This window comes from Burkholderia sp. BCC1972, from assembly GCF_905339605.1.
Taxonomy (GTDB): Bacteria; Pseudomonadota; Gammaproteobacteria; order Burkholderiales; family Burkholderiaceae; genus Burkholderia.
Window position 1 is genome coordinate 42,475 of record NZ_CAJPGH010000011.1, and the last position, 25,324, is coordinate 67,798.

24 protein-coding genes are annotated in these 25,324 nt (G+C 68.0%); 18 read left to right on the forward strand and 6 right to left on the reverse strand.

The window, feature by feature from the left end:
• Window positions 1-377 precede the first annotated feature (377 nt).
• Entirely contained in the window at window positions 378-1,547 is a 1,170-nt protein-coding gene (pbpG, locus tag U5798_RS17365) for a D-alanyl-D-alanine endopeptidase (protein WP_322082742.1), read from the forward strand.
• 106 nt (window positions 1,548-1,653) lie between these two features.
• Here the strand turns inward: pbpG and U5798_RS17370 are convergent, their stop codons facing one another.
• On the reverse strand, window positions 1,654-2,463 hold the full coding sequence (locus U5798_RS17370) for an IclR family transcriptional regulator (protein ID WP_059233713.1): 810 nt from the start codon (window positions 2,461-2,463) through the stop codon (window positions 1,654-1,656).
• Between the two features lie 183 nt (window positions 2,464-2,646).
• On the opposite strand from U5798_RS17370, the gene U5798_RS17375 reads away from it, so the two are divergent.
• The 12 genes from U5798_RS17375 (at window position 2,647) to iscX (ending at window position 11,775) form a co-directional block, all read left to right on the forward strand.
• Window positions 2,647-3,369, forward strand: a complete 723-nt coding sequence (locus U5798_RS17375) for a (Fe-S)-binding protein (RefSeq protein ID WP_322082743.1) — start codon at window positions 2,647-2,649, stop codon at window positions 3,367-3,369.
• Between the two features lie 35 nt (window positions 3,370-3,404).
• Window positions 3,405-4,817, forward strand: coding sequence for a lactate utilization protein B (locus U5798_RS17380; protein ID WP_124455454.1), 1,413 nt, complete (start codon window positions 3,405-3,407; stop codon window positions 4,815-4,817).
• A gap of 129 nt (window positions 4,818-4,946) precedes the next feature.
• Window positions 4,947-5,174, forward strand: a complete 228-nt coding sequence (locus tag U5798_RS17385; protein WP_124455453.1) for a hypothetical protein — start codon at window positions 4,947-4,949, stop codon at window positions 5,172-5,174.
• 101 nt (window positions 5,175-5,275) lie between these two features.
• Entirely contained in the window at window positions 5,276-5,758 is a 483-nt protein-coding gene (locus U5798_RS17390; RefSeq protein WP_124455452.1) for a low molecular weight protein-tyrosine-phosphatase, read from the forward strand.
• 114 nt (window positions 5,759-5,872) lie between these two features.
• Window positions 5,873-6,412 carry a Fe-S cluster assembly transcriptional regulator IscR gene (iscR, locus tag U5798_RS17395; protein WP_009691731.1) on the forward strand — a complete coding sequence of 180 codons (540 nt, stop codon included), beginning with the start codon at window positions 5,873-5,875 and terminating at the stop codon, window positions 6,410-6,412.
• 69 nt (window positions 6,413-6,481) lie between these two features.
• Window positions 6,482-7,705 (forward strand): IscS subfamily cysteine desulfurase, encoded by a 1,224-nt coding sequence (locus U5798_RS17400; protein ID WP_124455451.1) that lies wholly within the window; start codon window positions 6,482-6,484, stop codon window positions 7,703-7,705.
• 67 nt (window positions 7,706-7,772) lie between these two features.
• A complete protein-coding gene (gene iscU, locus U5798_RS17405) occupies window positions 7,773-8,180 on the forward strand; it encodes a Fe-S cluster assembly scaffold IscU (RefSeq protein ID WP_006481982.1) in 408 nt (135 codons plus the stop codon).
• A 65-nt stretch (window positions 8,181-8,245) separates the two neighbouring features.
• Entirely contained in the window at window positions 8,246-8,569 is a 324-nt protein-coding gene (gene iscA, locus U5798_RS17410) for an iron-sulfur cluster assembly protein IscA (protein WP_012492710.1), read from the forward strand.
• A gap of 94 nt (window positions 8,570-8,663) precedes the next feature.
• Entirely contained in the window at window positions 8,664-9,191 is a 528-nt protein-coding gene (gene hscB, locus U5798_RS17415) for a Fe-S protein assembly co-chaperone HscB (RefSeq protein ID WP_124455486.1), read from the forward strand.
• A gap of 54 nt (window positions 9,192-9,245) precedes the next feature.
• Window positions 9,246-11,114 carry a Fe-S protein assembly chaperone HscA gene (hscA, locus tag U5798_RS17420; RefSeq protein WP_124455450.1) on the forward strand — a complete coding sequence of 623 codons (1,869 nt, stop codon included), beginning with the start codon at window positions 9,246-9,248 and terminating at the stop codon, window positions 11,112-11,114.
• Between the two features lie 90 nt (window positions 11,115-11,204).
• Window positions 11,205-11,546 (forward strand): ISC system 2Fe-2S type ferredoxin, encoded by a 342-nt coding sequence (fdx, locus tag U5798_RS17425; protein ID WP_006478392.1) that lies wholly within the window; start codon window positions 11,205-11,207, stop codon window positions 11,544-11,546.
• Window positions 11,547-11,565: 19 nt separating this feature from the next.
• Entirely contained in the window at window positions 11,566-11,775 is a 210-nt protein-coding gene (gene iscX, locus U5798_RS17430) for a Fe-S cluster assembly protein IscX (RefSeq protein ID WP_322082744.1), read from the forward strand.
• Between the two features lie 145 nt (window positions 11,776-11,920).
• On the opposite strand, the gene U5798_RS17435 is transcribed toward iscX, so the two are convergent.
• The 5 genes from U5798_RS17435 to U5798_RS17455 form a co-directional block, all read right to left on the reverse strand.
• The gene (locus U5798_RS17435) at window positions 11,921-12,664 is read right to left on the reverse strand and encodes a glycine zipper 2TM domain-containing protein (protein WP_322082745.1); all 744 of its coding nucleotides are present in this window, start codon (window positions 12,662-12,664) and stop codon (window positions 11,921-11,923) included.
• Window positions 12,665-13,010: 346 nt separating this feature from the next.
• Window positions 13,011-14,537 (reverse strand): lysine--tRNA ligase, encoded by a 1,527-nt coding sequence (gene lysS / locus U5798_RS17440; protein ID WP_043190322.1) that lies wholly within the window; start codon window positions 14,535-14,537, stop codon window positions 13,011-13,013.
• A 73-nt stretch (window positions 14,538-14,610) separates the two neighbouring features.
• Window positions 14,611-15,715, reverse strand: a protein-coding gene (gene prfB / locus U5798_RS17445) for a peptide chain release factor 2 (protein ID WP_124455448.1) whose coding sequence is annotated in 2 segments (ribosomal slippage) — window positions 14,611-15,633 and window positions 15,635-15,715 — 1,104 coding nt in all. Because the reading frame shifts where the segments join, the coding sequence is not laid out codon by codon here.
• Window positions 15,716-15,870: 155 nt separating this feature from the next.
• Complete coding sequence (gene recJ / locus U5798_RS17450) at window positions 15,871-17,568, reverse strand: single-stranded-DNA-specific exonuclease RecJ (protein ID WP_322082746.1); 1,698 nt, start codon at window positions 17,566-17,568, stop codon at window positions 15,871-15,873.
• Between the two features lie 13 nt (window positions 17,569-17,581).
• Window positions 17,582-18,646, reverse strand: coding sequence for a regulator (locus tag U5798_RS17455; RefSeq protein ID WP_322082747.1), 1,065 nt, complete (start codon window positions 18,644-18,646; stop codon window positions 17,582-17,584).
• Between the two features lie 162 nt (window positions 18,647-18,808).
• On the opposite strand from U5798_RS17455, the gene U5798_RS17460 reads away from it, so the two are divergent.
• The 5 genes from U5798_RS17460 (at window position 18,809) to U5798_RS17480 (ending at window position 25,151) form a co-directional block, all read left to right on the forward strand.
• Window positions 18,809-20,062 (forward strand): lipoprotein-releasing ABC transporter permease subunit, encoded by a 1,254-nt coding sequence (locus U5798_RS17460; RefSeq protein ID WP_069744837.1) that lies wholly within the window; start codon window positions 18,809-18,811, stop codon window positions 20,060-20,062.
• Between the two features lie 58 nt (window positions 20,063-20,120).
• Window positions 20,121-20,816, forward strand: a complete 696-nt coding sequence (gene lolD / locus U5798_RS17465) for a lipoprotein-releasing ABC transporter ATP-binding protein LolD (RefSeq protein ID WP_034174517.1) — start codon at window positions 20,121-20,123, stop codon at window positions 20,814-20,816.
• 67 nt (window positions 20,817-20,883) lie between these two features.
• Window positions 20,884-21,672, forward strand: coding sequence for a TatD family hydrolase (locus U5798_RS17470; protein ID WP_322082748.1), 789 nt, complete (start codon window positions 20,884-20,886; stop codon window positions 21,670-21,672).
• A gap of 57 nt (window positions 21,673-21,729) precedes the next feature.
• Complete coding sequence (locus U5798_RS17475) at window positions 21,730-24,213, forward strand: DNA internalization-related competence protein ComEC/Rec2 (RefSeq protein ID WP_322082749.1); 2,484 nt, start codon at window positions 21,730-21,732, stop codon at window positions 24,211-24,213.
• 92 nt (window positions 24,214-24,305) lie between these two features.
• A complete protein-coding gene (locus U5798_RS17480) occupies window positions 24,306-25,151 on the forward strand; it encodes an alpha/beta fold hydrolase (protein WP_124455443.1) in 846 nt (281 codons plus the stop codon).
• Window positions 25,152-25,324 lie beyond the last annotated feature (173 nt).

Below are 25,324 nucleotides of genomic sequence, written 5' to 3' on the forward strand. Positions count from 1 at the left end.
CTGACAGGCCCATGGAACGTTATCCTTCTGTTCCTGTCGAAAAGCGCGCCGTTTCGATGCGCGTGCCGTGGCGACGTGCCGCCGCCACGGTCGAGACCGGCGCCCTTGGCACGCCGAGCACCGGATACGTAGTTTCCCCGCTTTAAATCGCCTCCAAAGTGACGTTATCTCAATTAACCGTGTGGTAATCGGGAGACGGGCGCTGTCGGGCAGTGCACCCATGAGTTTTTTCGATGGGGGCGGGAGGGTTCATTGGTCTGAGGTTGACCGACCCTTACATTCCGGTTTAACGACGATCGGTAAGTGCCTAATATTGCTCTTTTTTTCAGCTTTAACTACACTTGCGGAAACCTCCCGCCCGCTTTGTCCAGACCCCAATGAAAGCCGAATCGTTTTCACCGCGCAGATTGTTGCAGAGCATGACGCTCGGCACGGCTGTGTCGGTCGCAGTCGCCTTGCTGGCGACCACAGCGTCCGTCGCGCCTGCTGACGCCTTTGCCGCCACTGCGAAGACCCAACAAGCCGCCAAGAAAAAGGCCGTCGCTCCTGCTTCGTCAGCGAAGAAGAAGTCGGCCAAGGCGACGTCCGACAAATCCGCCAAGGTCGCCGAGGCCGATGCGCCGCGCGCGAAGGCGTCGCGAAAGCGGGTGACGCTCGCCGCGAACAACCTGCATGGCGGCCACCGCGGCGCGGTCCGGAAGGTCGCGTTCCAGCCGCGCCGTCCGACGGTCGGCCAGGCGTTCGGCCTGCACGACACGCCCGACGCGCTCGCGCTGCGTTCGAGCGTCGCGTACGTCGTCGACCAGAATTCCGGGGAGCCGCTGTTCGACAAGAATTCGCACGCCGTCGTGCCGATCGCGTCGATCTCGAAGCTGATGACGGCGATGGTCGTGCTCGACTCGAAGTCGCCGATGACCGACCAGATCGAAGTCACCGACGAAGACCGCGACTACGAGAAGGGCACGGGCTCGCGCCTGTCGGTCGGCTCGGTGCTGTCGCGCGAGGACATGCTGCACATCGCGCTGATGGCGTCGGAAAACCGCGCGGCCGCGTCGCTGTCGCGTTATTACCCGGGCGGCCGTCCGGCGTTCATCGCCGCGATGAACGCGAAGGCGAAGGCGCTCGGCATGACCGATACGCACTTCGAGAATTCGACGGGCCTGTCGAGTTCGAACGTGTCGAGCGCACGTGACCTCGTGAAGATGGTCAATGCGGCGTACCAGTACCCGATGATCCGTCAATTCTCGACCGATCGCACGTACGAGGTGTACACGGGCAAGCGCAACCTGGTCTACAACAGCACCAATGCGCTGATCCGCGGCAACGGCTCGTGGGACATCGGCCTGCAGAAGACGGGCTTCATCAACGAAGCAGGCGAATGCCTCGTGATGCAGGCGACGATCCACGGCCGGCCGATGGTGATGGTGCTGCTCGACTCGTACGGCAAGTACTCGCGCTTCGCCGACGCATCGCGCCTGCGAAACTGGCTCGACGCCGGTGGCGGCGAGCGCCTGACGGCAGCCAACACGCCGAACGGCGGCACCTGATCGCATCGCGGCGGTTCGCCGCCGCTTTGCAGGCGCAAAGGAAAAAGCCCCGCAATCGCGGGGCTTTTTTTCGTCGGGAAAAAAACCGGGGTGGGCGAGGGCGGGCTTACGCCTGCCGCTGCAGTCCGTCCACGTCTTTCGAGGGCGCGGGCCGGTAGCCGAGCGATTCCGAGATGGTGAGCGCCGTGCGACTCAACTGGCCGAGCCACGCGTCTTGCAGGCGGTCGGCCGGTGCCGACAGCGACAGGCCCGCGACGAGCTTGCCCGAATCGTCGTAGATGCCGGCCGCGATGCAGCGCACGCCGAGCTCCAGCTCCTCGTTGTCGCGCGCGCACGATTGCTGGCGGACGATCGTGAGCTCGCGCTCGAGCTTCGCGATGTCGGTGATGCTGTTCTGCGTATGGCCGGACAGCCCCGTGCGCGTTGCATAGGCGCGCACGCGCGACGTTTCGTCGGCCGCGAGGAACAGCTTGCCGACCGACGTGAGGTGCAGCGGCGCGCGGCCGCCGATCGCGCGGACGACCTGCATCCCCGAGCGTTCGGAATACGCGCGCTCGATGTAGACGATCTCGTCGCCCTGCCGTACCGACAGGTTCACGGTCTGCCCGGTGAGGCGGTGCAGTTCGCGCATCGGCATCAGCGCCGCGTCGCGCACCGACAGGCGCGCCTTCACGAGGTTGCCGAGCTCCAGCAGCCGCATGCCGAGGCGGTAGGTGCCGGGATCGGAACGGTCGACGAGGCGACAGGTCACCATGTCGTTGAGGATGCGGTGCGCGGTCGACGGGTGCAGCTCCGTGCGCTGCGCCAGTTCCTTCAGGCTGACAGGATCGCTGTGCGCGGCGAGCGCGTCCAGCAACCGCATCATGCGTTCGATCACCTGGATCGACGTTTTTGAATCCGGGGTGGGTTGGCTCATGTCGGGGGAGAAATCGGTTGACGCGTCAAGCGGTGTTGCAACGATTGTATCTCGTATCGTGAAAAAAGCGAACGCCGTTCGAGGAAGTCCTCGTTTCTCGCGCGGCCGGGTTGCGCGCGAGCCGGCGTTGGTCTTGCCAGCCAAACGGCGGATAATGAGAGCCGTTTTCTCGAAGGAGCACGTATGCGAGTCGGTTTGTTCGTGACCTGCCTGGTCGATCTGATGCGCCCCGAAATTGGTTTCTCGGCGCTGAAGCTGATTCGCGACGCCGGCTACGAGGTGATCGTGCCGCCCGCGCAGACCTGCTGCGGCCAGCCCGCCTACAATTCGGGCGACCGCGCACTGGCGCGCGATCTCGCCGAAAAGACGCTGCGCGAGTTCGAGCAGTTCGATTACGTCGTCGCGCCGTCGGGTTCGTGCGGCGGGATGATTCGCGCGCACTACGGCGACCTGTTCCGCGACGACCCCGAACTGATGGGGCGCTACACGCGGTTCCAGCAGAAAGTCTACGAACTGACCGATTTCCTCGCGAACGTCGCTAAGGTGTCGCTCGCGCCGGGCGAATTCACCGGGCCCGTCACCTATCACGACTCGTGCTCGGGCCTGCGCGAGCTCGGCGTGAAGGCGCAGCCGCGCGCGCTGCTCGCGCAGCGCGGCGTCGCGGTCACCGAGATGAAGGACTGCGAGCACTGCTGCGGCTTCGGCGGCACGTTTGCGGTCAAGTACGACGACATCTCGGCGGCCATCGCGGACGAGAAATGCGCGAACGTGCGCGCATCGGGCACGGGCGCCGTCGTGCTCGGCGATCTCGGCTGCATGCTGAACATCGAAGGGCGGTTGCGCCGCACCGGCGACCGCGACACGCGCGTGCTGCACGTCGCGCAGGTGCTGGCGGGCGACGTCTGACGCCCGGTTCCGCTCACTTTTCCCCCGATACCGCGATGCAAGTCCAATCGATGCATTTCAAGGCGCGCGCCGGCCAGAAGCTGGCCGACCAGCGCCTGCAGCAGAACCTGAAGAAGCTGTCGACGAAGTTCGTGTCCGCGCGCGCCGACGCGATGACCGCGATCGACTTCCCGGCCACGCGCGCCGCGCTCAAGGCACGCCGCAACCGTGCGCTGGAAAACCTCGATGTCTGGCTCGAGGCGTTCGAGCGCGAGGCGACGCGGCGCGGCACGACGGTGCTGTTCGCCGAGACGACCGCGGATGCCGCGCGGCTCGTCGCCGACATCGCGCGCCGGCACGACGTGAAGAAGGTCATCAAGACCAAGTCGATGGTGTCGGAGGAAATGCGCCTGAACGCGGTGCTCGCGGAGATGGGCGTGCAGTCGATCGAGACGGACCTCGGCGAATACATCCTGCAGATCAACGATAACGAGCCGCCGAGCCACATCATTGCGCCCGTCGTGCACAAGGACAAGGACGAGATCGCCGACCTGTTCGCGCGTACGCACCACCGCGAGCGGCTCACCGAGATCCCGGACATGACGCGCGAGGCGCGCGAGGTGCTGCGCCCGCATTTCATGTCGGCCGACATGGGCGTGACGGGCGGCAACTTCGTGATCGCCGAGACGGGCTCGGTCGCGATCGTGACGAACGAAGGGAACGAGGGCATGTGCACGGTGATGCCGCGCGTGCACGTGGCGGTGACAGGCATCGAGAAGGTGCTGCCGACGCTCGAGGATCTCGCGACCGCGATGCGACTGCTGCCGCGTTCCGCGACGGGGCAGAAGACGTCGAACTATTTCTCGCTGCTGACCGGCCCGCGCGGGCCCGGCGACGAGGATGGTCCCGAGCACAACTACGTGGTGCTGGTCGACGGCGGCCGCACGGGCCTGATCGGCGGCGAGTTCCAGGACATGCTGCGCTGCATCCGCTGCGGCGCGTGCATGAACCACTGCCCGGTGTACCAGAAGGTCGGCGGCCACGCGTACGGCTGGGTCTATCCGGGGCCGATGGGGTCGGTGCTGACGCCGAGCTACGTCGGGCTCGACCGCACGCTCGACCTGCCGCAGGCCGCGACGCTGTGCGGCGAATGCGACAGCGTGTGCCCGGCCGGCATTCCGTTGTCGCACCTGCTGCGCACGCTGCGCGAGAAGCAGGTCGAGCGGCACCTGCGGCCGTGGCGCGAGCGGGCGGCGCTCGCCGCGTGGGGCTTCTTCGCGCGGCGGCCGATGCTGTACGCGCTGACGACCAAGCTCGCGGTGCGCGTCCTCGAGCGCTTGGGCGGCAGCGGCGGCATGCTGCGGCGCCTGCCGATGATGGGCGGCTGGATGGATACGCGCGACATGCCGACGCCGACCGGGCGCACGTTCCGCGAGCTGTACGCGGCGTCCCAGAGCCACCTCGGCTGACGACTGTTCATCGGGCGGCAACAGTGCGTTCGCTATTTGCATATTTATCTCGATAGATGCGGTCTATAGAATCCTGTCTGTAGTCCCCGGAAGTGGATTTCGGGGTACCCGGTCAAGGAGGTTCGCATCATGAGAAAGACAATATCGATGTACTGGCCGCTGGCAATCGTCGTCCCGCTGGCAGCGGCAGCCTATCTGCATGCGATGGCCGATGCGCCGTCGCGTGGCCCGCTGGCGGTGCACCAGGCGTCTGCCGAGCTGGCGCGCGCGGTGTCGTTCGGGCTGGTCGGCGACGCGGCCAAGCCGCTGCCGGCGGCAGCCGGCGACGTCGTGCTCGCCGCGCCGAAGGCGCTGTAATGCACGGCGCCGTCGCTTTGCGCGGCGGCGCGATTTCGGCCGTCTTTGTATAATGGCCGGCTATTTCCTCACGCGGTCCGCCGCAACTTCCCGATAGTGCGATGACCCGCGTTGCGATCTGTTTCGTCTGTCTCGGCAACATCTGCCGCTCGCCCACCGCGGAAGGCGTGATGCGCCACCAGGTCGACGCGGCCGCGCTGGCCGACCGGATCGCGATCGATTCGGCCGGCACCGGCGACTGGCACGTGGGCGAGCCGCCCGATACGCGGGCGCAGGCAGCCGCGCTCGGCCGCGGCTACGACTTGTCGGCGCTGCGCGCGCGGCAGGTGAGCGCGGCGGATTTCGAGCGCTTCGACCTGCTGCTGGCGATGGACGAGGCGAATCTCGCGGAATTGCGGCGGCGCTGCCCGCCGCAGCATCGCGACAAGGTGCGCCTGCTGATGGAGTTCGCGCCGGGATCGGGCGAAACCGAAGTGGCCGACCCGTATTTCGGCGGCGCGCAGGGGTTCGAACAGGTGCTCGACCAGGTCGAGCGCGCGTGCGCGGGCCTGCTGGAAACGCTTCGGGCCCGTACGGCGCGCTGATCGCACGGTATTCAGCGGTCTGCGAATACCCTTTCAAAGACATGGATACTTGACTAAAATCGTCAAATATTTATACTTGACCAAAATCGTCAAGATTGCAGTCCCCTAGACACCATGAGACTCACCACCAAAGGCCGTTTCGCCGTCACGGCGATGATTGACTTGGCACTGCGCCAGGAGCAGGGCCCGGTGACGCTTGCAGGCATCAGCCAGCGCCAGCGGATTTCGCTCTCGTATCTCGAACAGCTGTTCGGCAAGCTGCGCAGGCATGAAATCGTCGAATCCGTGCGCGGCCCGGGCGGCGGCTACAACCTCGCGCGTCGCGCGCAGGACGTCACCGTTGCCGACATCATCATCGCGGTCGATGAACCGCTCGATGCCACGCAGTGCGGCGGCAAGGGCACGTGCGACGGCTCGAAGCAGCCCGACGGCCATTGCATGACGCACGAGCTGTGGTCGACCCTGAACCAGAAGATGGTCGAATACCTCGACTCCGTGTCGCTGCAGGATCTCGTCGATCAGCAGCGTGCACGCGAGGGCGCCCCTGCGGTGCTGCGCGATCGCCGCACACCGGAGCCCGTCGCCGCACCGGCCGAGCCCGTGCGCACGATGCCGCTCGGCCCCAATTCGGTGTTCAACATCGCGAGTTCGTGAGCGCGAAGGCGCCCGCCATACCCCATAACGCACATAGTTAGTCCCTGCACAGAATACCCGGAGCGACAGATGACCCAAGAGACTCTCCACCTGCCCATCTACATGGATTACAGCGCGACGACGCCGGTCGATCCGCGCGTGGTCGACAAGATGGTGCCGTACCTGCGCGAGCAGTTCGGCAACCCGGCGTCGCGCAGCCACGCTTACGGCTGGGACGCGGAGCGTGCGGTCGAAGAGGCGCGCGAACAGGTGGCCGCACTCGTGAACGCCGATCCGCGCGAGATCATCTGGACGTCCGGCGCAACCGAATCGGACAACCTCGCGATCAAGGGTGCCGCGAACTTCTACAAGGGCAAGGGCAAGCACATCATCACGGTGAAGACCGAGCACAAGGCCGTGCTCGATACGTGCCGCGAGCTCGAGCGCGACGGTTTCGAAGTCACCTACCTCGACGTGAAGGATGACGGCCTGATCGACCTCGACGTGTTCAAGGCCGCACTGCGCCCGGACACGATCCTCGTGTCGGTGATGCACGTGAACAACGAGATCGGCGTGATCCAGGACATCGAGACCATCGGCGAGATCTGCCGCGAGAAGGGCATCGTGTTCCACGTCGACGCCGCGCAGTCGACCGGCAAGGTCGTGATCGACCTCGCGAAGCTGAAGGTCGACCTGATGTCGTTCTCGGCGCACAAGACCTACGGCCCGAAGGGCATCGGCGCGCTGTACGTGCGCCGCAAGCCGCGCGTGCGCATCGAAGCGCAGATGCACGGCGGCGGCCACGAGCGCGGCATGCGTTCGGGCACGCTGGCGACGCACCAGATCGTCGGCATGGGCGAAGCGTTCCGCATCGCCCGCGAAGAAATGGCGACCGAGAACGAGCGCATCCGCATGCTGCGCGACAAGCTGCTGCGCGGCCTGTCGCAGATCGAGGAAACCTACGTGAACGGCGACATGGAACACCGTGTCCCGCACAACCTGAACATCAGCTTCAACTTCGTCGAAGGCGAGTCGCTGATCATGGCGATCAAGGACGTCGCGGTGTCGTCGGGCTCCGCATGCACGTCGGCGTCGCTCGAGCCGTCGTACGTACTGCGTGCACTGGGCCGCAACGACGAACTCGCGCACAGCTCGATCCGCTTCACGGTCGGCCGCTTCACGACGGAGCAGGAAGTCGACTTCGTGATCAATCTGCTGAACAGCAAGATCGCGAAGCTGCGCGAACTGTCGCCGCTTTGGGAAATGCACCAGGAAGGCATCGATCTGTCGACGATCGAATGGGCCGCACACTAATACCGCATTGAATGCACCCGCGGGCGGATTGACGCACGCAGACGTAACGAGTCAAGGAGTCTGAGTCATGTCTTACAGCAACAAGGTTCTGGATCACTACGAAAACCCGCGCAACGTCGGTTCGTTCGCGAAGGACGACGACACGGTCGGCACGGGCATGGTCGGCGCGCCGGCGTGCGGCGACGTGATGAAGCTGCAGATCCGCGTCGGCGCGGACGGCGTGATCGAAGACGCGAAGTTCAAGACCTACGGTTGCGGTTCGGCGATCGCGTCGAGCTCGCTCGTCACCGAGTGGGTGAAGGGCAAGACGCTCGACGAAGCACTGTCGATCAAGAACACGCAGATCGCCGAGGAACTCGCGCTGCCGCCGGTGAAGATTCACTGCTCGATCCTCGCGGAAGACGCGATCAAGGCAGCCGTGGCCGACTACAAGAAGCGCCACGACACCAAGGAAGGCGATCAGGCAGCAGCCTGAGCGGCATCGAGCGGCTAGAGAAGGAAACGCGGCGGGCCCGGGCGGCGCGCCGCGGCAAGGACATCATGGCAATTACACTGACCGAAAAAGCAGCACAGCACGTTCAGAAATACCTCGTCCGTCGCGGCAAGGGTATGGGCCTGCGGCTTGGCGTTCGCACGACCGGGTGCTCGGGGCTCGCGTACAAGCTCGAGTATGTCGACGAGCTGGCTCCCGAGGATCAGGTGTTCGAGAGCCATGGCGTGAAGGTGATCGTCGATCCGAAGAGCCTCGCGTACATCGACGGCACCGAGCTCGACTTCGCCCGCGAAGGCCTGAACGAAGGGTTCAAGTTCAACAACCCGAACGTGAAGGACGAGTGCGGTTGCGGCGAATCGTTCCGCGTGTGACGCGGATCTCCGCGCGATGCGGGCAAGAGGCGGCACGGGCCGCCTTTTTAATGTGCGGCGTTTGCCGCGCGACGAACCGGAATTGAACGCGACGATGGTCTCGCTGAAAGACAGCCACTTCGACCTGTTTCACCTGCCGGCGCAATTCGCGCTCGACGAAACGGCGCTCGACGCCGCCTACCGGACGGTGCAGACGCAGGTGCATCCGGACCGCTTCGCGGCGGCCGGCGATGCGCAGAAGCGCATCGCGATGCAATGGGCCACCCGCGCGAACGAGGCGTATCGCACGCTGCGCGATCCGCTGAAGCGCGCGTCCTACCTGCTGTCGCTGCGCGGCGTCGACATCGGCGCGGAAAACAACACGGCGATGGAGCCAGCGTTCCTGATGCAGCAGATGGAGTGGCGCGAAGGCATCGAGGATGCCGCGGCCGCCCGCAACGTCGACGCGCTCGACGGGTTGCTCGCCGAGTTGCGCGACGAGAAGCGCGTGCGCGTCGAGCGCCTCGGCACGCTGCTCGACAGCGGCGCCGACCAGGCCGCCGCGGAAGCCGTGCGCCAGCTGATGTTCATCGAACGCGTCGCGTCGGAAGTGGGCGCGCAGATCGAGCGCCTCGAAACTTAACCGCGTGCCTCGCGGCACGCGCAGCAAACGGGCCGAGCGCCCGAACGAACCAAGATGGCTTTACTGCAAATTTCCGAACCGGGCATGGCGCCGGCGCCGCACCAGCGGCGACTCGCCGTCGGGATCGATCTCGGCACGACGAACTCGCTCGTCGCGGCCGTGCGCAACAGCGTGCCGGAAGTGCTGCCGGACGAGGCGGGCCGCGTGCTGCTGCCGTCGGTGGTCCGCTACCTCGAGAAGGGCGGCCGTCGCATCGGCCACGAAGCGAAGGAGCAGGCCGCCACCGATCCGCGCAACACGATCGTGTCGGTCAAGCGTTTCATGGGCCGCGGCAAGGCCGAGGTCGAAGGCGCGGCGAACGCGCCGTACGAATTCATCGACGCGCCGGGCATGGTGCAGATCCGTACCATCGACGGCGTGAAGAGCCCGGTCGAAGTGTCGGCCGAGATTCTCGCGACGCTGCGCTATCGCGCCGAGGATTCGCTTGGCGACGATCTGGTCGGCGCGGTGATCACGGTGCCTGCGTATTTCGACGACGCGCAGCGCCAGGCGACCAAGGATGCGGCGCGCCTCGCGGGCCTCAACGTGCTGCGCCTGCTGAACGAACCGACTGCCGCGGCGATCGCCTACGGCCTCGACAATGGCGCCGAAGGCCTCTACGCGGTGTACGACCTCGGCGGCGGCACGTTCGACCTGTCGATCCTGAAGCTGACGAAGGGCGTGTTCGAAGTGCTGGCTGCGGGCGGCGATTCCGCGCTCGGCGGCGACGATTTCGACCATGCGCTGTTCGGGCACGTGCTCGCGCAGGCCGGCATCGACGCGAAGACGCTGGCGCCCGAAGACGTTCGCCTGCTGCTCGACCGCGTGCGCGTGCTGAAGGAAGCGCTGTCCGCCGCGCCGCAGGCGTCGCTGGACGTCACGCTGTCGGGCGGTGCGCACCTCGTGCAGACGATTACGCACGACACGTTCGCGTCGCTCGTCGAGCCGCTCGTGCAGCGCACGCTCACGCCGACCCGCAAGGCGCTGCGCGACGCGCAGGTCACGCCGGCCGACATCAAGGGTGTCGTGCTGGTCGGCGGCGCGACGCGCATGCCGGTGATCCGCGACGCGGTCGCGAAATATTTCGGCCAGCCGCCGCTCGTGAACCTCGATCCGGACCAGGTCGTCGCGCTCGGCGCGGCGATCCAGGCCGACCTGCTCGCGGGCAATCGCGGTACCGGCGACGACTGGCTGCTGCTCGACGTGATTCCGCTGTCGCTCGGCGTCGAGACGATGGGCGGCCTCGTCGAGAAGATCATTCCGCGCAACTCGACGATTCCGATCGCGCGTGCGCAGGAATTCACGACCTTCAAGGACGGCCAGACGGCGATGGCGATCCACGTCGTGCAGGGCGAGCGCGAGCTCGTCGCCGACTGCCGGTCGCTCGCGCGCTTCGAGCTGCGCGGCATTCCGCCGATGACGGCCGGTGCCGCGCGCATTCGCGTGACCTATCAGGTCGACGCGGACGGCCTGCTGTCGGTGTTCGCACGCGAACAGCTGTCGGGCGTCGAGGCGTCGGTCGTCGTGAAGCCGTCGTACGGCCTCGCCGACGACGACATCGCGAAGATGCTCGAGGACAGCTTCAAGACGGCCGAAATCGACATGCGCGCGCGCGCGCTGCGCGAAGCGCAGGTCGAGGCCGAGCGGATGCTCGAGGCGACGCAGGCCGCGCTCGCGGCCGACGGCGAACTGCTCGATGCGGACGAGCGCACGCAGGTCGATACGCTTGCCGCCGCGCTGCGTGCGATCGTGCAGGGCGACGATACGAACGCGATCGAGGCGGCGACCAAGGCGCTGGCCGACGGCACCGACGAATTCGCGGCGCGCCGGATGGACAAGAGCATCAAGCGCGCGCTGTCGGGCCGCCGGCTCGACGAGATCTGAACTTGCGAACCGCGCATCGGCCGGCGACGGCCCGCGCGCGATGATGAACCGTGCGGCGCGTCGCGCCGCACCCTGACTGACGGAACGGACATGCCTCAACTGGTGGTGCTGCCTCACGTCGAACTGTGCCCGGATGGCGCAGTGATCGACGCGACGCCCGGCAAGAGTATCTGTGACAACCTGCTCGATCACGGGATCGAGATCGAGCACGCATGCGAGAAGTCGTGCGCCTGCACGACGTGCCACGTGGTGATCCGCGAGGGCTTCAACGACCTGACGCCGTCCGAAGAGGACGAAGACGATCTGCTGGACAAGGCGTGGGGCCTCGAGCCGACGTCGCGCCTGTCGTGCCAGGCGATCGTGAAGGAAGATTCGGACCTGGTGGTCGAGATCCCGAAGTACTCGATCAACCACGCGAAGGAAAACCACTGACCCAGACCGGAGGCAGGCGATGAAATGGACCGATTCGCGTGAAATAGCCATTGCGCTGGCGGACAAGCACCCGGACATCGACCCGCAGCGGATCAACTTCGTCGACCTGCGCCAGTGGGTGCTCGAACTCGACGGCTTCGACGACGATCCGGCGCACTCGGGCGAGAAGATCCTCGAAGCGATCCAGGCATACTGGATCGACGAGTCGGACTTCGACGACGAAGACTGACCGACCGGGTACCGCGTGCGCCGCATGGGTGCGCACGGCGCAATGAAAAAACGGCTCGCGAGCGATTGCTCACGAGCCGTTTTCGTTTTCAGGCCGCTTGCCCGCGCACGACATGCGGGCAGGGGGCACTGATACGATCAGGCGATTACGCGCCGACCAGCGTGCCGTTCTCGATCCGCACGCGCTGGCCCTGGCCGAACGGCGGCGGGTTGTGGTACGTGAACGTGCGCGTCGCGCCGTTCTCCATTTGCACTTGCACCTGATAGTCGGTTTCCGCGCGCACCTGCTTCTCGACCTGGTTGCCGGCGAGACCGCCACCCAGCGCGCCGATGATCGTCATCGCGGTGCGGCCGTTGCCGTGACCGAACTGGTTGCCGAGCAGGCCGCCGGCTGCAGCGCCGCCCACGGCGCCGATCCCCGAGCTCTGGCCCGGCGTGCGCGTCTGCGAGATCGCGACGACCGTGCCGCAGGTCTGGCAGTAGCTCTGGGCCGGCGTCGACGGCTGCTGCGCGTATTGCGGAGGCTGCGGCGCCGTCGTGTGACGGCGATGCGGCGCGGCCGGGCGCGGCGCGGGCTTCGGTTCAGCCTGCGCGATGGCGGCCTTCTGCTCGGCAGCCTTTTGCTGCGCGGCGGCCTGTTCGGCTGCCTGCTGCTGGGCTTGCGCGGCCAGCGCAGCGCTGGCGGCCGCGGCCGTATCGACGGCCGGCTGCGATGCGATCAGCGCGGCCTGGGTCTGGCCGTTCTGTGCGTTGTTGCTGTTGGCCTTCGGGAAGATGCCCGTGATCGCTGCCGTCGCCGCGAGGCTGGCGACGATGACGGCGCCGGCTGCGGTGGCGATGAGCGGGTGGAGGCGTTGCTTTTGCGGCGTGGTCTGATTCTGGCTGTCCATTTTTTTCTCCGGTGTCGATCCGGGTCGGCACTGCGGGCCGGACCGGATCCCACGCTCGGGAGCGAGCAGACCTGGCGTTCCTGCGCCTGGTTCTGGTCCCGTGGTCATGCGTGGTGACGCAACAGGAGTGTCATCCACCGGCGCGCGGCGCATCGTATCAAGGTGTAACGAATTGCAGCGGGGCGCACGCGCCCATGGCAGGGAAAACCCGCAGAAGGTAGGCGCGGCGAGGGAATAAAACGGGGGAGGATCGAAAGCCGGCGAACGCCGGCTGGCGGGACTTACGCGTCGTTACAAAGCTGACGCGTGCGCGCCGCGGGGCGCGGCGCACACGCGGGTGCGGCGATCAGTCTTCGCGGCGCAGGTGGGGGAACAGCAGCACGTCGCGGATCGTCGGGCTGTCGGTCAGCAGCATCACCAGACGGTCGATGCCGATCCCGCAGCCGCCGGTCGGAGGCATCCCGTATTCGAGCGCGCGGATGTAGTCGGCGTCGAAGAACATCGCTTCCTCGTCACCCGCATCCTTCTGCTCGACCTGCTTCTTGAAGCGCGCGGCCTGGTCTTCCGGATCGTTCAGCTCCGAGAAGCCGTTCGCGATCTCGCGGCCGGTCATGAACAGCTCGAAACGCTCGGTGATGCCCGGCACCGTATCCGATGCACGTGCGAGCGGCGACACCTCGACCGGGTAGTCGATGATGAACGTCGGCTCCCACAGTTGCGCTTCGGCCGTTTCCTCGAACAGCGCGAGCTGCAGCGCGCCGATGCCTGCGTTCAGGAACGCCGGCTGCGACACGTCGACGCCGAAGCGCTTCAGTTCGGTGCGCAGGAACGCGTCGTCCGACAACTGGCCGTCGGTGTAGTCCGGCGCGTACTTCTGGATGGCCTGCGTGATCGTCAGGCGATGGAACGGCTTCGCGAGGTCGAGCTCGCGGCCCTGGTACTGGATCGTCGCGGTGCCGAGCGCATCGATGGCCGCCTGGCGGATCAGTTGCTCGGTGAAGTCCATCAGCCAGCGGTAGTCGGTGTACGCGGCGTAGAACTCCATCATCGTGAATTCCGGGTTGTGACGCGGCGACACGCCTTCGTTCCGGAAGTTACGGTTGATCTCGAACACGCGTTCGAAGCCGCCGACGATCAGGCGCTTCAGGTACAGCTCCGGCGCGATGCGCAGGAACATCTGCATGTCGAGCGCATTGTGATGCGTGACGAACGGCTTTGCTGCCGCGCCGCCCGGGATCGGGTGCAGCATCGGCGTCTCGACTTCCATGAACTCGGCGTTGTCCATGAACTTGCGGATCGACGCGATCGTCTTCGTGCGGGCGCGGAACGTGTCGCGCGTTTCCGGCGTGACGATCAGGTCGACGTAGCGCTGGCGGTAGCGCATTTCCTGGTCGGACAGGCCGTGGAACTTGTCCGGCAGCGGACGCAGCGCCTTCGACAGCAGGCGCAGCTCCTTGCACTGGACCGACAGCTCGCCCTTGTTGGTGCGGAACAGCACGCCGCGCGCGGCAACGATGTCGCCGAGGTCCCACTTCTTGAATGCGTCGTAGGTTTCGGCGCCGACGTCGTTCGGCGTCACGAAGAACTGGATCTGGCCCGAACCGTCCTGCACCGTCGCGAAGCTCGCCTTGCCCATCACGCGCTTGAGCATCATGCGGCCGGCGACCGACACCTCGACCGGGTTCGCTTCGAGCGCGGCCTTGTCCGAGTCGGCGAATTTCGCCTGCAGGTCGGCTGCGTGGTGCTCGGGCCGGAAATCGTTCGGGTAGGCGACGCCTTGCTCGCGCAGGGCGCGCAGCTTCTCGCGGCGCTCGGCGATGATCTGGTTTTCGTCCGCCGTGACGGCGGGCTGCGTTTGGGTCGGTTCGGTCATGATGGTCGGAATTCGGAGTGGGTGCGGCAACGCAAACGGGAAGGGCGGCGCGGGCCAGGCCGCGCCGCGGCGCTTACACGCCCTGTTTGAGGCTCGCGCTGATGAAGTCGTCGAGATCGCCGTCGAGCACCGCACGCGTGTTGCTCATTTCGACGTTCGTACGCAGGTCCTTCACGCGGCTCTGGTCGAGCACGTACGAGCGGATCTGGTGGCCCCAGCCCACATCGGTCTTGCTCGATTCGAGCTTGTCCTGTTCGGCCTGGCGCTTGCGCATCTCGACTTCGTACAGGCGCGACTTCAGCATCGCCATCGCTTCGGCACGGTTGCGGTGCTGCGAGCGGTCGTTCTGGCACTGCACGACGATACCGGTCGGCATGTGCGTGATCCGCACCGCGGAGTCGGTCTTGTTGATGTGCTGGCCACCCGCGCCCGATGCGCGGTACGTGTCGATGCGCAGGTCGGCCGGGTTGATCTCGACTTCGATCGAGTCGTCGATTTCCGGATAGACGAACACCGACGAGAACGACGTGTGGCGGCCGCCCGACGAGTCGAACGGCGACTTGCGCACGAGGCGGTGGATGCCCGTCTCGGTCCGCAGGAAGCCGTACGCGTATTCGCCCGTGACCTTGACCGTCGCGTTCTTGATGCCGGCGACGTCGCCGTCGGACTCTTCGAGCACCTCGGCCTTGAAGCCCTTGCGCTCGCAGTAGCGCAGGTACTGGCGCAGCAGCATCGATGCCCAGTCGCACGCCTCGGTGCCGCCGGCGCCGGCCTGGATGTCGATGAAGCAGTTGTTCGGGTCGGCGGGGTTCGAGAACATCCGGCGGAACTCGATGTCGCCGACGCGCGCCTCGAGCTTCGCGGCGTCTTCTTCCGACGCGAGGAGCGTGTCCTCGTCACCTTCCTCGCGGGCCAGCTCGAACAGGTCGAGCGCGTCGCGCAGGTCGCCGTCGAGCGCGGTGAGCGTCGTGACGACGCCTTCGAGCAGCTTCTTCTCGCGACCGAGCGCCTGGGCGTTCTTCGAATCGTTCCAGACGTTCGGGTCTTCGAGTTCCTTGTTGACTTCGGTCAGACGCGCAGCTTTGGCGTCGTAGTCAAAGATACCCCCGAAGCTCGCCCGCGCGGTTGCGCAGGTCGAGCAGGGAGCTTTCGATCGCGTTGAGACGTTCCGCTTCCATGATCGTTCGCTATTCTTGCTTCGTAAAAAAGCGGAATTATAGCCGATCGGCAAACTTACCCGGTGACGCAAACGGTGCGCGCAGACGTGCCGCGGCCCCGTCCGGCGCGGCGTGCATGCACGGGCGCGCACGGCAGCGGGTTGTGCGGCCTGCGCTCAGCCTGCCGCGTGCTCGACGATCAGCTGGACGCGCGTGACGCCGTTCCAGGTGTCGGCGACGAGCCGGTACGCGACCAGCGCGCTCTCGGGCAGCGGTTCGGTGTGGTTGAACCAGATCGCATTGAAGCGCTGGCGGCCGCGTGCGAGCTGCAGTTTCAGGTGCTTCTCCTTCACGAGCGACTGCGACACGACGTCGAATTCGCCCGAGAAAAGCGGGGCCGGAAAGCCTTGCCCCCACACGGCTTCGTCGAGCAGGCCGACGAACTGCGGCGTGAAGTACGCGTCCTCGAGCTCGCCGTCGGTCTCGATCACGCGGGCGAGCGCGTCGTCGGACAGCCATTCGCGCGCGACGGCCTCGAACGCGGCCGCGAAGCGCGGCACGTTCTCGGTGTCGAGCGTGAGGCCGGCCGCCATCGCGTGGCCGCCGAATGCGACGATCAGGTCCGGTTCGCGCTTCGACACGAGGTCGAGTGCGTCGCGCAGGTGGAAGCCGGCGATCGACCGGCCCGATCCCTTGACCCGCTTGCCTTCTTCGTCGGCGTGCGCGAACGTGAACGACGGACGGTGGAATTTTTCCTTGAGCCGGCCGGCGACGATGCCGATCACGCCCTGGTGCCACTCGGGGTTGAAGAGCGTGATCGTGCACGCGTCGGCCGGGTCGACGTCGGCGAGATCGGCGAGCGCCTGCTGCTGCATGCCGGCCTCGATCTCGCGGCGCTCGCGGTTCATCACGTCGAGCTGCTGTGCGAGGTCCCACGCGCGGCCGATGTCGTCGGTGATCAGGCACTCGATGCCGAGCGACATGTCGGACAGCCGCCCGGCGGCGTTCAGGCGCGGGCCGAGGCCGAAGCCGAGGTCGAAGCCCGACGCGGTGCGCGCTTCGCGCGCGGCGGCGCGGAACAGTGCGGCGACGCCCGGCTGCATGCGGCCGTTGCGGATGCGCTGCAGCCCCTGTGCGACGAGCACGCGATTGTTGCCGTCGAGCCGCACGACGTCGGCGACGGTGCCGAGTGCGACGAGGTCGAGCAGCCCGTCGAGGCGCGGCTCGGCTTCCCTGCTTGCGAACACGCCGCGGCGGCGCAGTTCGGCGCGCAGCGCGAGCAGCACGTAGAACATCACGCCGACGCCGGCGAGGTGCTTGCTCGGGAACGCGCAGCCGGGCTGGTTCGGGTTGACGATCGCGCGGGCGGCGGGCAGCGCGTCGCCGGGCAGGTGGTGGTCGGTCACGAGCACGTCGATGCCGCGTGCGTTCGCGGCTTCGACGCCCGCGACGCTCGCGATCCCGTTGTCGACGGTGATCAGCAGGTCGGGCTTGCGCGCGGCCGCGAGCTCGACGATCTCGGGCGTGAGCCCGTAGCCGTATTCGAAGCGGTTCGGCACCAGGTAGTCGATCTGCGCGCCGAACATCCGCAGGCCGCGCACCGCGACCGCGCACGCGGTCGCGCCGTCGCAGTCGTAGTCGGCGACGACGAGCAGGCGCCGCTTGTCGGCGATCGCGTCGGCGAGCAGCGACGCCGCATCGGCGCAGCCCTTCAGCTCGGTGGGCGGGACGAGACGCGCGAGCGCGGTCTCGATGTCGGCGGGCGACTGCACGCCGCGCGACGCGTACAGGCGCGCGAGGACGGGGTGCAGGCCGTGGCGCGCGAGCACTTCGGCGTCGGCGGGTGCGACGGGGCGGGTAACGATCCGGGTCATACGTGCGGGCGGGTTATTCGAACAGGGAGGCAAGCGCGCGGCGGCGCCAGAACTTGCGCAGGTCGCCGCGCGTCGCGTGCAGCGTCACGGAACTCGTGTCGCCGCACAGCGTGACAGCGACGCTCGACAGTGCGCCGTTCTGCAGCGCGGCGAGCGCGGGCGCGAACCAGTCGCGCTCCAGCGCTGCGAGGCCGTCGTGCCAGCGCGCCCAGTCCTGCTCGATGAACGGGGTGGTCAGCGTCGGCAGCTCGACGAGCGTCGCGCCGTCGACGGCCGCCAGCGCGCCGAACGTCGCGGGCGTGCTGCCGGCTTCGGTCTGTGCGGCGCGCGCGAGGCCCAGCGCGGCGGGCGATGCGGACAGCACGCGCGCGAACGGCTTGCCGACCGGCTTCAGCGTGCCTTGCGCATGGAACCAGATTGAATTGACGGCCGGCAGCCCGCGCGCTTCGCGGGCTTCGTTGACCGGGTGCTGGAACCACGCCATCTGCACCTCGTTCTGCAGCTTCATCCACATCCGCGAGCGTTCGCCGGTGTGGGCCTCGTGCGGCAGCCAGATCTCGATGTTGCGGCCGCTCGCGCGCAGCGGCGCGGCGCCGGCGAGGCGTGCGAGCTGGTCGCTCGACAGGTACCAGCGTGCCGGGTTCGGCGCTTCGAGCCGCACGCCGAGCTCCTCGATCAGCGGGCGTGCAACCGCGAGCAGCGCGGCCGCGTCGCCGTCGTCGAGCGCGAGGGCGGCCGGATCGACGAGCACCAGGTGATCGTGCGCGATTTCGACGTGCACGGGCTCGACGCATGCCCACGCGTGCGGGCCGGGGTCTCCGCCGTCCGCCAGCAGCATGTAGGGCGCGAGCGGCGCCTCGTCCGCGGCGTTGCCCTGCGTCGCGCCGAACTGGCGGGCCAGCCAGCGTTCGTGCGGCAGTGTGCGCTGGAAGTCCTCGCCGGCCACGCGCTCGACGAGGCTGGCGCGGGCGAGCAACTTTTCGAGCGCGGGGCTGTCCAGCGTGTGCAGGGACGAGGCCGCATCGGCCGCCGACGGCAGCGCGAACGGAACGAGAAAATGGAGGCGTCGGTCGTGCATGATGGTGCGCATTGTATGGCAAACTGCGCGCGTGATCGGGCCGGCCGACGGCCCGTTCGCGTCCGGCGGCCGTTTTTCGACCGTGCCCGGGCCGATGGCCGCCGCCGGGCGGCGGGCCGGCCGCGGGGCGCCTGTCCGCCGTAACCAGCAGAAAGGATTCGCTTGAAACTTCCGTACGAATGGCAGATCGGCTGGCGCTACACGCGCGCCGGCAAACGCACGACCGGCAACGGTTTCATTTCCTTCATCGCGCTCGTGTCGATGCTCGGGATCGCACTCGGCGTCGCGGCGCTGATCGTCGTGCTGTCGGTGATGAACGGCTTCCAGAAGGAAGTGCGCGATCGCATGCTGTCGGTGCTCGCGCACGTCGAGGTGTTCTCGCCGACGGGCTCGATGCCCGACTGGCAGCTGACCGCGCAGGAAGCGCGCCGCAACCCGTCGGTGGTCGGCGCGGCGCCGTACGTCGACGCGCAGGCGCTGCTCACGCGCCAGGACGCGGTGAGCGGCGTGATGCTGCGCGGCGTCGAGCCGACGCTCGAGCCGCAGGTGTCCGACATCGGCAAGGACATGAAGGCCGGCCAGCTCGGCGCGCTCGTGCCGGGCCAGTTCGGCATCGTGCTCGGCGATGCGCTCGCCGGCAACCTCGGCGTGACGGTCGGCGACAAGGTCACGCTCGTCGCGCCCGAAGGCTCGATCACGCCGGCCGGCATGATGCCGCGCCTGAAGCAGTTCACGGTCGTCGGCGTGTTCGAATCGGGTCACTACGAATACGACAGCACGCTCGCGATGATCAACATCCGCGACGCCGAGGCGCTGTTCCGGATGAGCGCGCCGACCGGCGTGCGGCTGCGGCTCACCGACATGCAGAAGGCGCCGCAAGTCGCGGTCGAGCTGTCGCATACACTGTCGGGCAGCCTGTACATCCGCGACTGGACCCAGCAGAACAAGACCTGGTTCTCGGCCGTGCAGATCGAGAAGCGGATGATGTTCATCATCCTCACGCTGATCATCGCGGTGGCCGCGTTCAATCTCGTGTCGTCGCTCGTGATGACGGTGACCAACAAGCAGGCCGACATCGCAATCCTGCGCACGCTCGGCGCGCAGCCGGGGTCGATCATGAAGATCTTCGTCGTGCAGGGCGTGACGATCGGCTTCGTCGGCACCGCGTCCGGCGTCGCGCTCGGCTGCCTGATCGCGTGGAGTATCCCGTGGCTGATCCCGATGATCGAGCACCTGTTCGGCGTGCAGTTCCTGCCGCCGTCGGTGTACTTCATCAGCGAGCTGCCGTCCGAACTCGTCGCGAGCGACGTGATCCGGATCGGGCTGATCGCGTTCGCGCTGTCGGCCGTCGCGACGCTCTATCCGAGCTGGCGCGGCGCGAAGGTGAAGCCGGCGGAGGCGCTCCGCTATGAATGACCGCGCGGCCGCATTCGCGGATTCACGACAACAACACAACAGACAGGATTCGGCAGGTATGCAGGAATACGTGCTTCAGGCGCGCGGGATCACGAAGGCGTTCGTGCAGGGCGGCTTCAACGTGCAGGTGCTCAACAACACCGAGCTGACGGTGCGGCGCGGCGAGAAGCTCGCGGTCGTCGGCGCGTCGGGTTCCGGCAAGAGCACGCTGCTGCACGTGCTCGGCGGGCTCGACGAGCCGAGCGCAGGCGAGGTGTCGCTGCTCGGCAAGCCGTTTACGCAACTCGCCGAGCGCGAGCGCAACGAGTTGCGCAACCGCGCGCTCGGTTTCGTCTACCAGTTCCATCACCTGCTGCCCGAATTCACGGCGCTCGACAACGTCGCGATGCCGCTGCGCATCCGCCGGATGACGACCGAGGACGCGCGCGAGCAGGCGCAGGCGATGCTCGAGCGCGTCGGTCTCGGCCCGCGCGCGAAGCATCGGCCGGGCGAGCTGTCGGGCGGCGAGCGGCAGCGCGTCGCGATCGCGCGTGCGCTGGTCACGAAGCCCGCGTGCGTGCTCGCCGACGAGCCGACCGGCAACCTCGACGGTACGACGGCCGACACGGTGTTCAACCTGATGCTCGAACTGTCCGAGACGCTCGAAACGAGCTTCGTGATCGTCACGCACGATCCCGATCTCGCCGCGCGCTGCGACCGCATCATGCGGCTGCGCGACGGCGTGCTGCACGAGGAGCCGGCGCTGCCGGTGTAAGAAGCGAACGCGTTCGGGCTGCGGCCGGGTTCGCCCCGGTGCGGCGCAAGGGCGCAGGACTGCCGCCATGTGGATCGACACGCACTGCCATCTCGATGCTGCCGAGTTCGACGCCGACCGCGACGCGGTCGCGCATGCGGCGCGCGCGGCCGGCGTGTCGCGCATCGTGATCCCGAGCATCGGGCGCGACAACTTCACGACGGTGCGCGAACTCGCGCAACGCACGCCGGGCGCGGTCTATGCGCTCGGCATCCACCCGATGTATACGCCGCAGGCACGCGACGAGGATCTCGACCGGCTGCGCATGGAGATCGAGGCGAGCCTCGACGATCCGCGCTTCGTCGCGATCGGCGAGATCGGCCTCGACTACTTCGTGCCGGGGCTCGACGAAGGCCGGCAGCAATTCTTCTACCAGGGACAGCTCAAGCTGGCGCGCGAATTCGACCTGCCCGTGCTGTGCCACGTGCGCAAGTCGCAGGACCGCGTGCTCGCCGGGCTGCGCCGTTTCGGCGTGCGGCGCGGCATCGCGCATGCGTTCAACGGCAGTTTCCAGCAGGCCGACGCGTATCTCGCGCAGGGGCTGCATTTCGGCTTCGGCGGCAACGTGACGTTCGCGCGCGCGCTGCAGATTCGCCGGCTCGCTGCGGAGTTGCCGCTCGACGCGCTCGTCGTCGAGACCGACGCACCCGACATCGCGCCCGAATGGGCGTACAAGTCCCGCAACACGCCCGACCAGGTGCCGCGCATCGGCGACGTGCTCGCCGAATTGCGCGGGCTCGATGCCGGCACAGTGTCCCTATGCACTTCGGCTAACGCGCTCGCCGCGCTGCCGCGACTCGCACTTTCGTCCGCATAATCGTTGCCGGAAGGTGCCGCATTCGTCATCGCGGCGCCGGGTCGACGAGGAGGCGTGATGCGCGTGGGGTGGATCGCGTTCGCGCTCGGCGTCGTCGTGCTGCAGCGGCAGGCGGCGTTGCCGGGTGCGATCGCATGGACGATCGGGGCAACCGTGCTCGCCGGCTGCGCGGCGCTGGGTGCGTGGTGCAGGTGCGGCCGGCGCAAGCGCACGACGACCGCACTCGGATGGGCGCTGTGCGCGCTCGCGGCCGGCGTCGCGGGGTTCGGCTATGCCGCTGCCCGGGCCGAATGGCGGTTGAGCGACCGCTTGCCGGCGGAATGGGAAGGGCGCGACATCGTCGTCACCGGCGTGATCAGGGGGCTGCCGGTCGTCGACGACACCGGCGCGCGCCTGCTGTTCGCGGTCGAGTCGAACGATGCGGGGCTGGCCCGTTTCCCGCCGTTGATCCGGTTGTCGTGGCGCGCGTACGGCGCAGCTGCGACACGCGATGCGCTTCCTGATCTGCGTGCCGCACAGCGCTGGCGCTTCGTCGTGCGCCTGAGGCGCCCGCATGCGGAGGCCAATCCCGGTGTGCGCGACAGCGAGGCCGCGTGGCTCGCCGCGGGCATCCGTGCGATCGGCTATGTCAGCGCGCCGCGGCGGGCGGCATTGCTCGATGCGCGTACCTCGGGATGGCGCGCGACGATCGATCGGCTGCGCGATACATTGCGGATGCGCATCGGCGAGACGCTCGGTATCGATGCCGCGCATCGCGGCATCGTCGCTGCACTGGCGATCGGCGACCAGTCGGGCATCGGCGACGACGACTGGCGCGTCCTGCGCAACACCGGCACGAGCCACCTGGTCGCGATTTCCGGCTTGCATGTCGGGCTGGTCGGCGCGATCGCGGGCGGGCTCGTGTCGATGGTCTGGCGCCGGCTGCGCTGGCGCGCGCGGGCCGCGACGCTCGTGTTGCCCGCGCCGTACGCGGCCGCGCTTGCCGCCCTGGCGGCCGCGGCCGGCTATGCGGCGCTTGCCGGTTTCAACGTGCCGGCGCAGCGCGCGTGGTGGATGATTGCGGGCGGCGGCATCGCGTATCTGGCCGGACGCAGCGTGCCGACCTCCGCGGTGCTGTGCGCGGCGCTCGGCGGCGTGCTGCTCGCCGATCCGTGGGCCGTGCTGTCGGCCGGGTTCTGGCTGTCGTTCGGCGCGGTCGCCGTGATCCTGCTGGCCGTCGCCGGCTGGCGCGCGGTGCGAGAGGCGGACGCGGAAGGCGACGAGGACGGCGGCGCGGCCGGCCTGTCGAGCTGGTTGCGCGCGTGGGGCATGCGCGCCGGCCGCCGCATTGCCGAAGCCACACGCGTGCAGTACGCGGTGACGATCGGCCTCGCGCCGCTCACGGCCGCATGGTTCGCGCAGATTTCGCTGTCGGGTCCGTTCGGCAATGCGTTCGCGATTCCGTGGGTCAGCTCGGTCGTGACGCCGGTCGTGCTGGCCGGCATCGCGTTGCCCGCACCGTTCGATGCCCTTGCGTTCCGGCTCGCCCACGCGGCGCTCGGCCCGATGATGACGTTGCTCGGACACCTCGCCGACTGGCCGGCCGGCGTGTTCTGGCTGCGCATGCCGGACTGGCCGGTGCTCGCGCTGGCCTGCGTGGGTGTCGTGTGGGCGTTGATGCCGCGCGGCTGGCCGTTGCGCTGGGCGGCGCCGCTCACGTGGCTGCCGCTTGTCCCGCCGGCGCCTGACGCGCCGCCGCCGGGCGGTTTCCGGCTGACCGTGCTCGACGTCGGGCAGGGCGCTTCGGTGCTGGTCGAAACCGCACGCCGAACGCTGCTGTTCGACGCGGGGCCGGGCGCGGAATCGACCCATGCCGGTGCGCGGATCGTCGCGCCGGTGCTGCGTGCGCGCGGCATCGCGACGATCGATTCGCTCGTGCTCAGCCACGCGGACGCCGATCATGCGGGCGGCGCACCGGCCGTCTATGCGGCGGCGGACGTGCGCCAGCTGCTGGCCGGCATTGCGCCGCGGCACCGGCTGTGGCGCGATGCGCAGGCGGCCGGCGTGGCCGATCGGCTGCCTTGTGCGGCCGGGCAGCGGTGGACCTGGGACGGTGTCGTCTTCACGATGCTGTGGCCGCCGGGCGGGGTGGGCACGGGTTCGTCGAACGGGCAATCGTGTGTGCTGCGCATCGACGCGGGCGGCACGTCGGCACTGCTGACGGGTGACATCGAGGCCGCCGCCGAGCGTCGGCTGGTGGCCGATGCGCGCGATGCGCTGGCCGCGCAGATACTGGTCGTGGCGCACCACGGCAGCCGCACGTCGTCGGTCGAGCCTTTCCTCGATTCGGTCGGGCCGCGCGTCGCGGTATTTCCTGTAGGCTATCGCAATCGTTTCGGTCATCCGCACCGGAGCGTCCTCGCCCGCTACGAGGCGCGAGGGATTCCGCTGCCGCGCACCGATCGCGACGGCGCCATACGGTTCGACGTCGCGCCGGCCGATGGCCGGTTCGCATTCGGGCGTCATCGCGACGAGCGGCGCCGGTACTGGATGGACCGGTGAGCGCGGCGACGGCCGCCGTATCGGCAAAGCACACCCGGGGCCGGCGGAACGTGCCGAAGCACGGTCCCGGCAGAACCAGGAGACATCGGCGTTTGAAGGACATCCTCCACTTCTCGCATGCGAACGGCTTCCCGGCGTCGACGTACCGGACGATCTTCGCCGAACTGGCCGACGACTACGAGCTGCGCTACATCGAGCGGATCGGCCACGACCGCCGCTACCCGGTGACGCGCGACTGGCCGCACCTCGTCGAGCAGCTGCTCGACGACATCGGCAGCCGCTACGAGCGCCCGGTGTGGCTCGTCGGCCATTCGCTCGGCGGCTACCTGTCGCTGATGGCCGCGCTGAAGAAGCCGCAATGGGTGCGTGGCGTCGTGATGATTGATTCGCCGATCATCGCGGGCTGGCGTGCCGGCGCGTTGCGCGCGAGCCAGTGGGCAGGGCTCGACGAGCGGCTGTCGCCGGCCGCCGCGACGCGCAACCGGCGCACGCGCTGGGTGAGCCGCGACGAAGTCTGGCGGCACTTCCGCGAGAAGCCGGCGTTCGCGCGCTGGGACGAACGGATGCTGGCCGACTACATCGACTACGGGATTCCGCAGGCCGGCGCCGACGGCGAGCGGGCGCTCGCGTTCGACCGGCAGGTCGAGTACCTGATCTACCGGACGCTGCCGCACACGCTCGGCCCGCGGCTCGCGCACGGCGCGCCGGTGCCGCTCGGCTTCCTCGCCGGCACGCGTTCGCGCGAGGTGCGGCAGGTCGGGCTCGATGCGACGCGGCGGGCGGCGCGCGGCCGTGTCGAATGGCTGGAAGGCAGTCACCTGTTCCCGATGGAACGGCCGCTCGAGACGGCCCGCGCATTGCAGCGGATGCTGAATTCGCTGAAGGCGGAGGAGGGCGGCGCGTCGCAGGGCGGCGTTGCGCTCGCGAAGCGCGCCTGACACGCCGCGCGGTCACCCGGCCGTGCCCCGGCGCAGCCGCCGCGCGCCGACCGGCCGGCCGGTTCGCCGCGGCGCGCACGGTTGGCGCGGGGCGGCGCGAAAGGGCGCGATCATCACGCCAATTGCTGAGAGAAGGGCGGGCTTTACGGTATAATCCGTTTTTCCCGCGAGCA

Bases quoted from the DNA above. Each gene is read 5' to 3' on its own strand.
- iscX (WP_322082744.1), top strand. From the start codon at position 11,566: ATGAAATGGACCGATTCGCGTGAAATAGCCATTGCGCTGGCGGACAAG.
- U5798_RS17455 (WP_322082747.1), bottom strand. From the start codon at position 18,646: ATGCACGACCGACGCCTCCATTTTCTCGTTCCGTTCGCGCTGCCGTCG.
- U5798_RS17400 (WP_124455451.1), top strand. From the start codon at position 6,482: ATGACCCAAGAGACTCTCCACCTGCCCATCTACATGGATTACAGCGCG.
- U5798_RS17475 (WP_322082749.1), top strand. From the start codon at position 21,730: ATGCGCGTGGGGTGGATCGCGTTCGCGCTCGGCGTCGTCGTGCTGCAG.
- U5798_RS17370 (WP_059233713.1), bottom strand. From the start codon at position 2,463: ATGAGCCAACCCACCCCGGATTCAAAAACGTCGATCCAGGTGATCGAA.
- pbpG (WP_322082742.1), top strand. From the start codon at position 378: ATGAAAGCCGAATCGTTTTCACCGCGCAGATTGTTGCAGAGCATGACG.
- iscA (WP_012492710.1), top strand. From the start codon at position 8,246: ATGGCAATTACACTGACCGAAAAAGCAGCACAGCACGTTCAGAAATAC.
- fdx (WP_006478392.1), top strand. From the start codon at position 11,205: ATGCCTCAACTGGTGGTGCTGCCTCACGTCGAACTGTGCCCGGATGGC.
- lolD (WP_034174517.1), top strand. From the start codon at position 20,121: ATGCAGGAATACGTGCTTCAGGCGCGCGGGATCACGAAGGCGTTCGTG.
- U5798_RS17435 (WP_322082745.1), bottom strand. From the start codon at position 12,664: ATGGACAGCCAGAATCAGACCACGCCGCAAAAGCAACGCCTCCACCCG.
- iscR (WP_009691731.1), top strand. From the start codon at position 5,873: ATGAGACTCACCACCAAAGGCCGTTTCGCCGTCACGGCGATGATTGAC.
- hscA (WP_124455450.1), top strand. From the start codon at position 9,246: ATGGCTTTACTGCAAATTTCCGAACCGGGCATGGCGCCGGCGCCGCAC.
- U5798_RS17375 (WP_322082743.1), top strand. From the start codon at position 2,647: ATGCGAGTCGGTTTGTTCGTGACCTGCCTGGTCGATCTGATGCGCCCC.
- hscB (WP_124455486.1), top strand. From the start codon at position 8,664: ATGGTCTCGCTGAAAGACAGCCACTTCGACCTGTTTCACCTGCCGGCG.
- U5798_RS17385 (WP_124455453.1), top strand. From the start codon at position 4,947: ATGAGAAAGACAATATCGATGTACTGGCCGCTGGCAATCGTCGTCCCG.
- U5798_RS17470 (WP_322082748.1), top strand. From the start codon at position 20,884: ATGTGGATCGACACGCACTGCCATCTCGATGCTGCCGAGTTCGACGCC.
- U5798_RS17380 (WP_124455454.1), top strand. From the start codon at position 3,405: ATGCAAGTCCAATCGATGCATTTCAAGGCGCGCGCCGGCCAGAAGCTG.
- recJ (WP_322082746.1), bottom strand. From the start codon at position 17,568: ATGACCCGGATCGTTACCCGCCCCGTCGCACCCGCCGACGCCGAAGTG.
- lysS (WP_043190322.1), bottom strand. From the start codon at position 14,537: ATGACCGAACCGACCCAAACGCAGCCCGCCGTCACGGCGGACGAAAAC.
- iscU (WP_006481982.1), top strand. From the start codon at position 7,773: ATGTCTTACAGCAACAAGGTTCTGGATCACTACGAAAACCCGCGCAAC.
- U5798_RS17390 (WP_124455452.1), top strand. From the start codon at position 5,276: ATGACCCGCGTTGCGATCTGTTTCGTCTGTCTCGGCAACATCTGCCGC.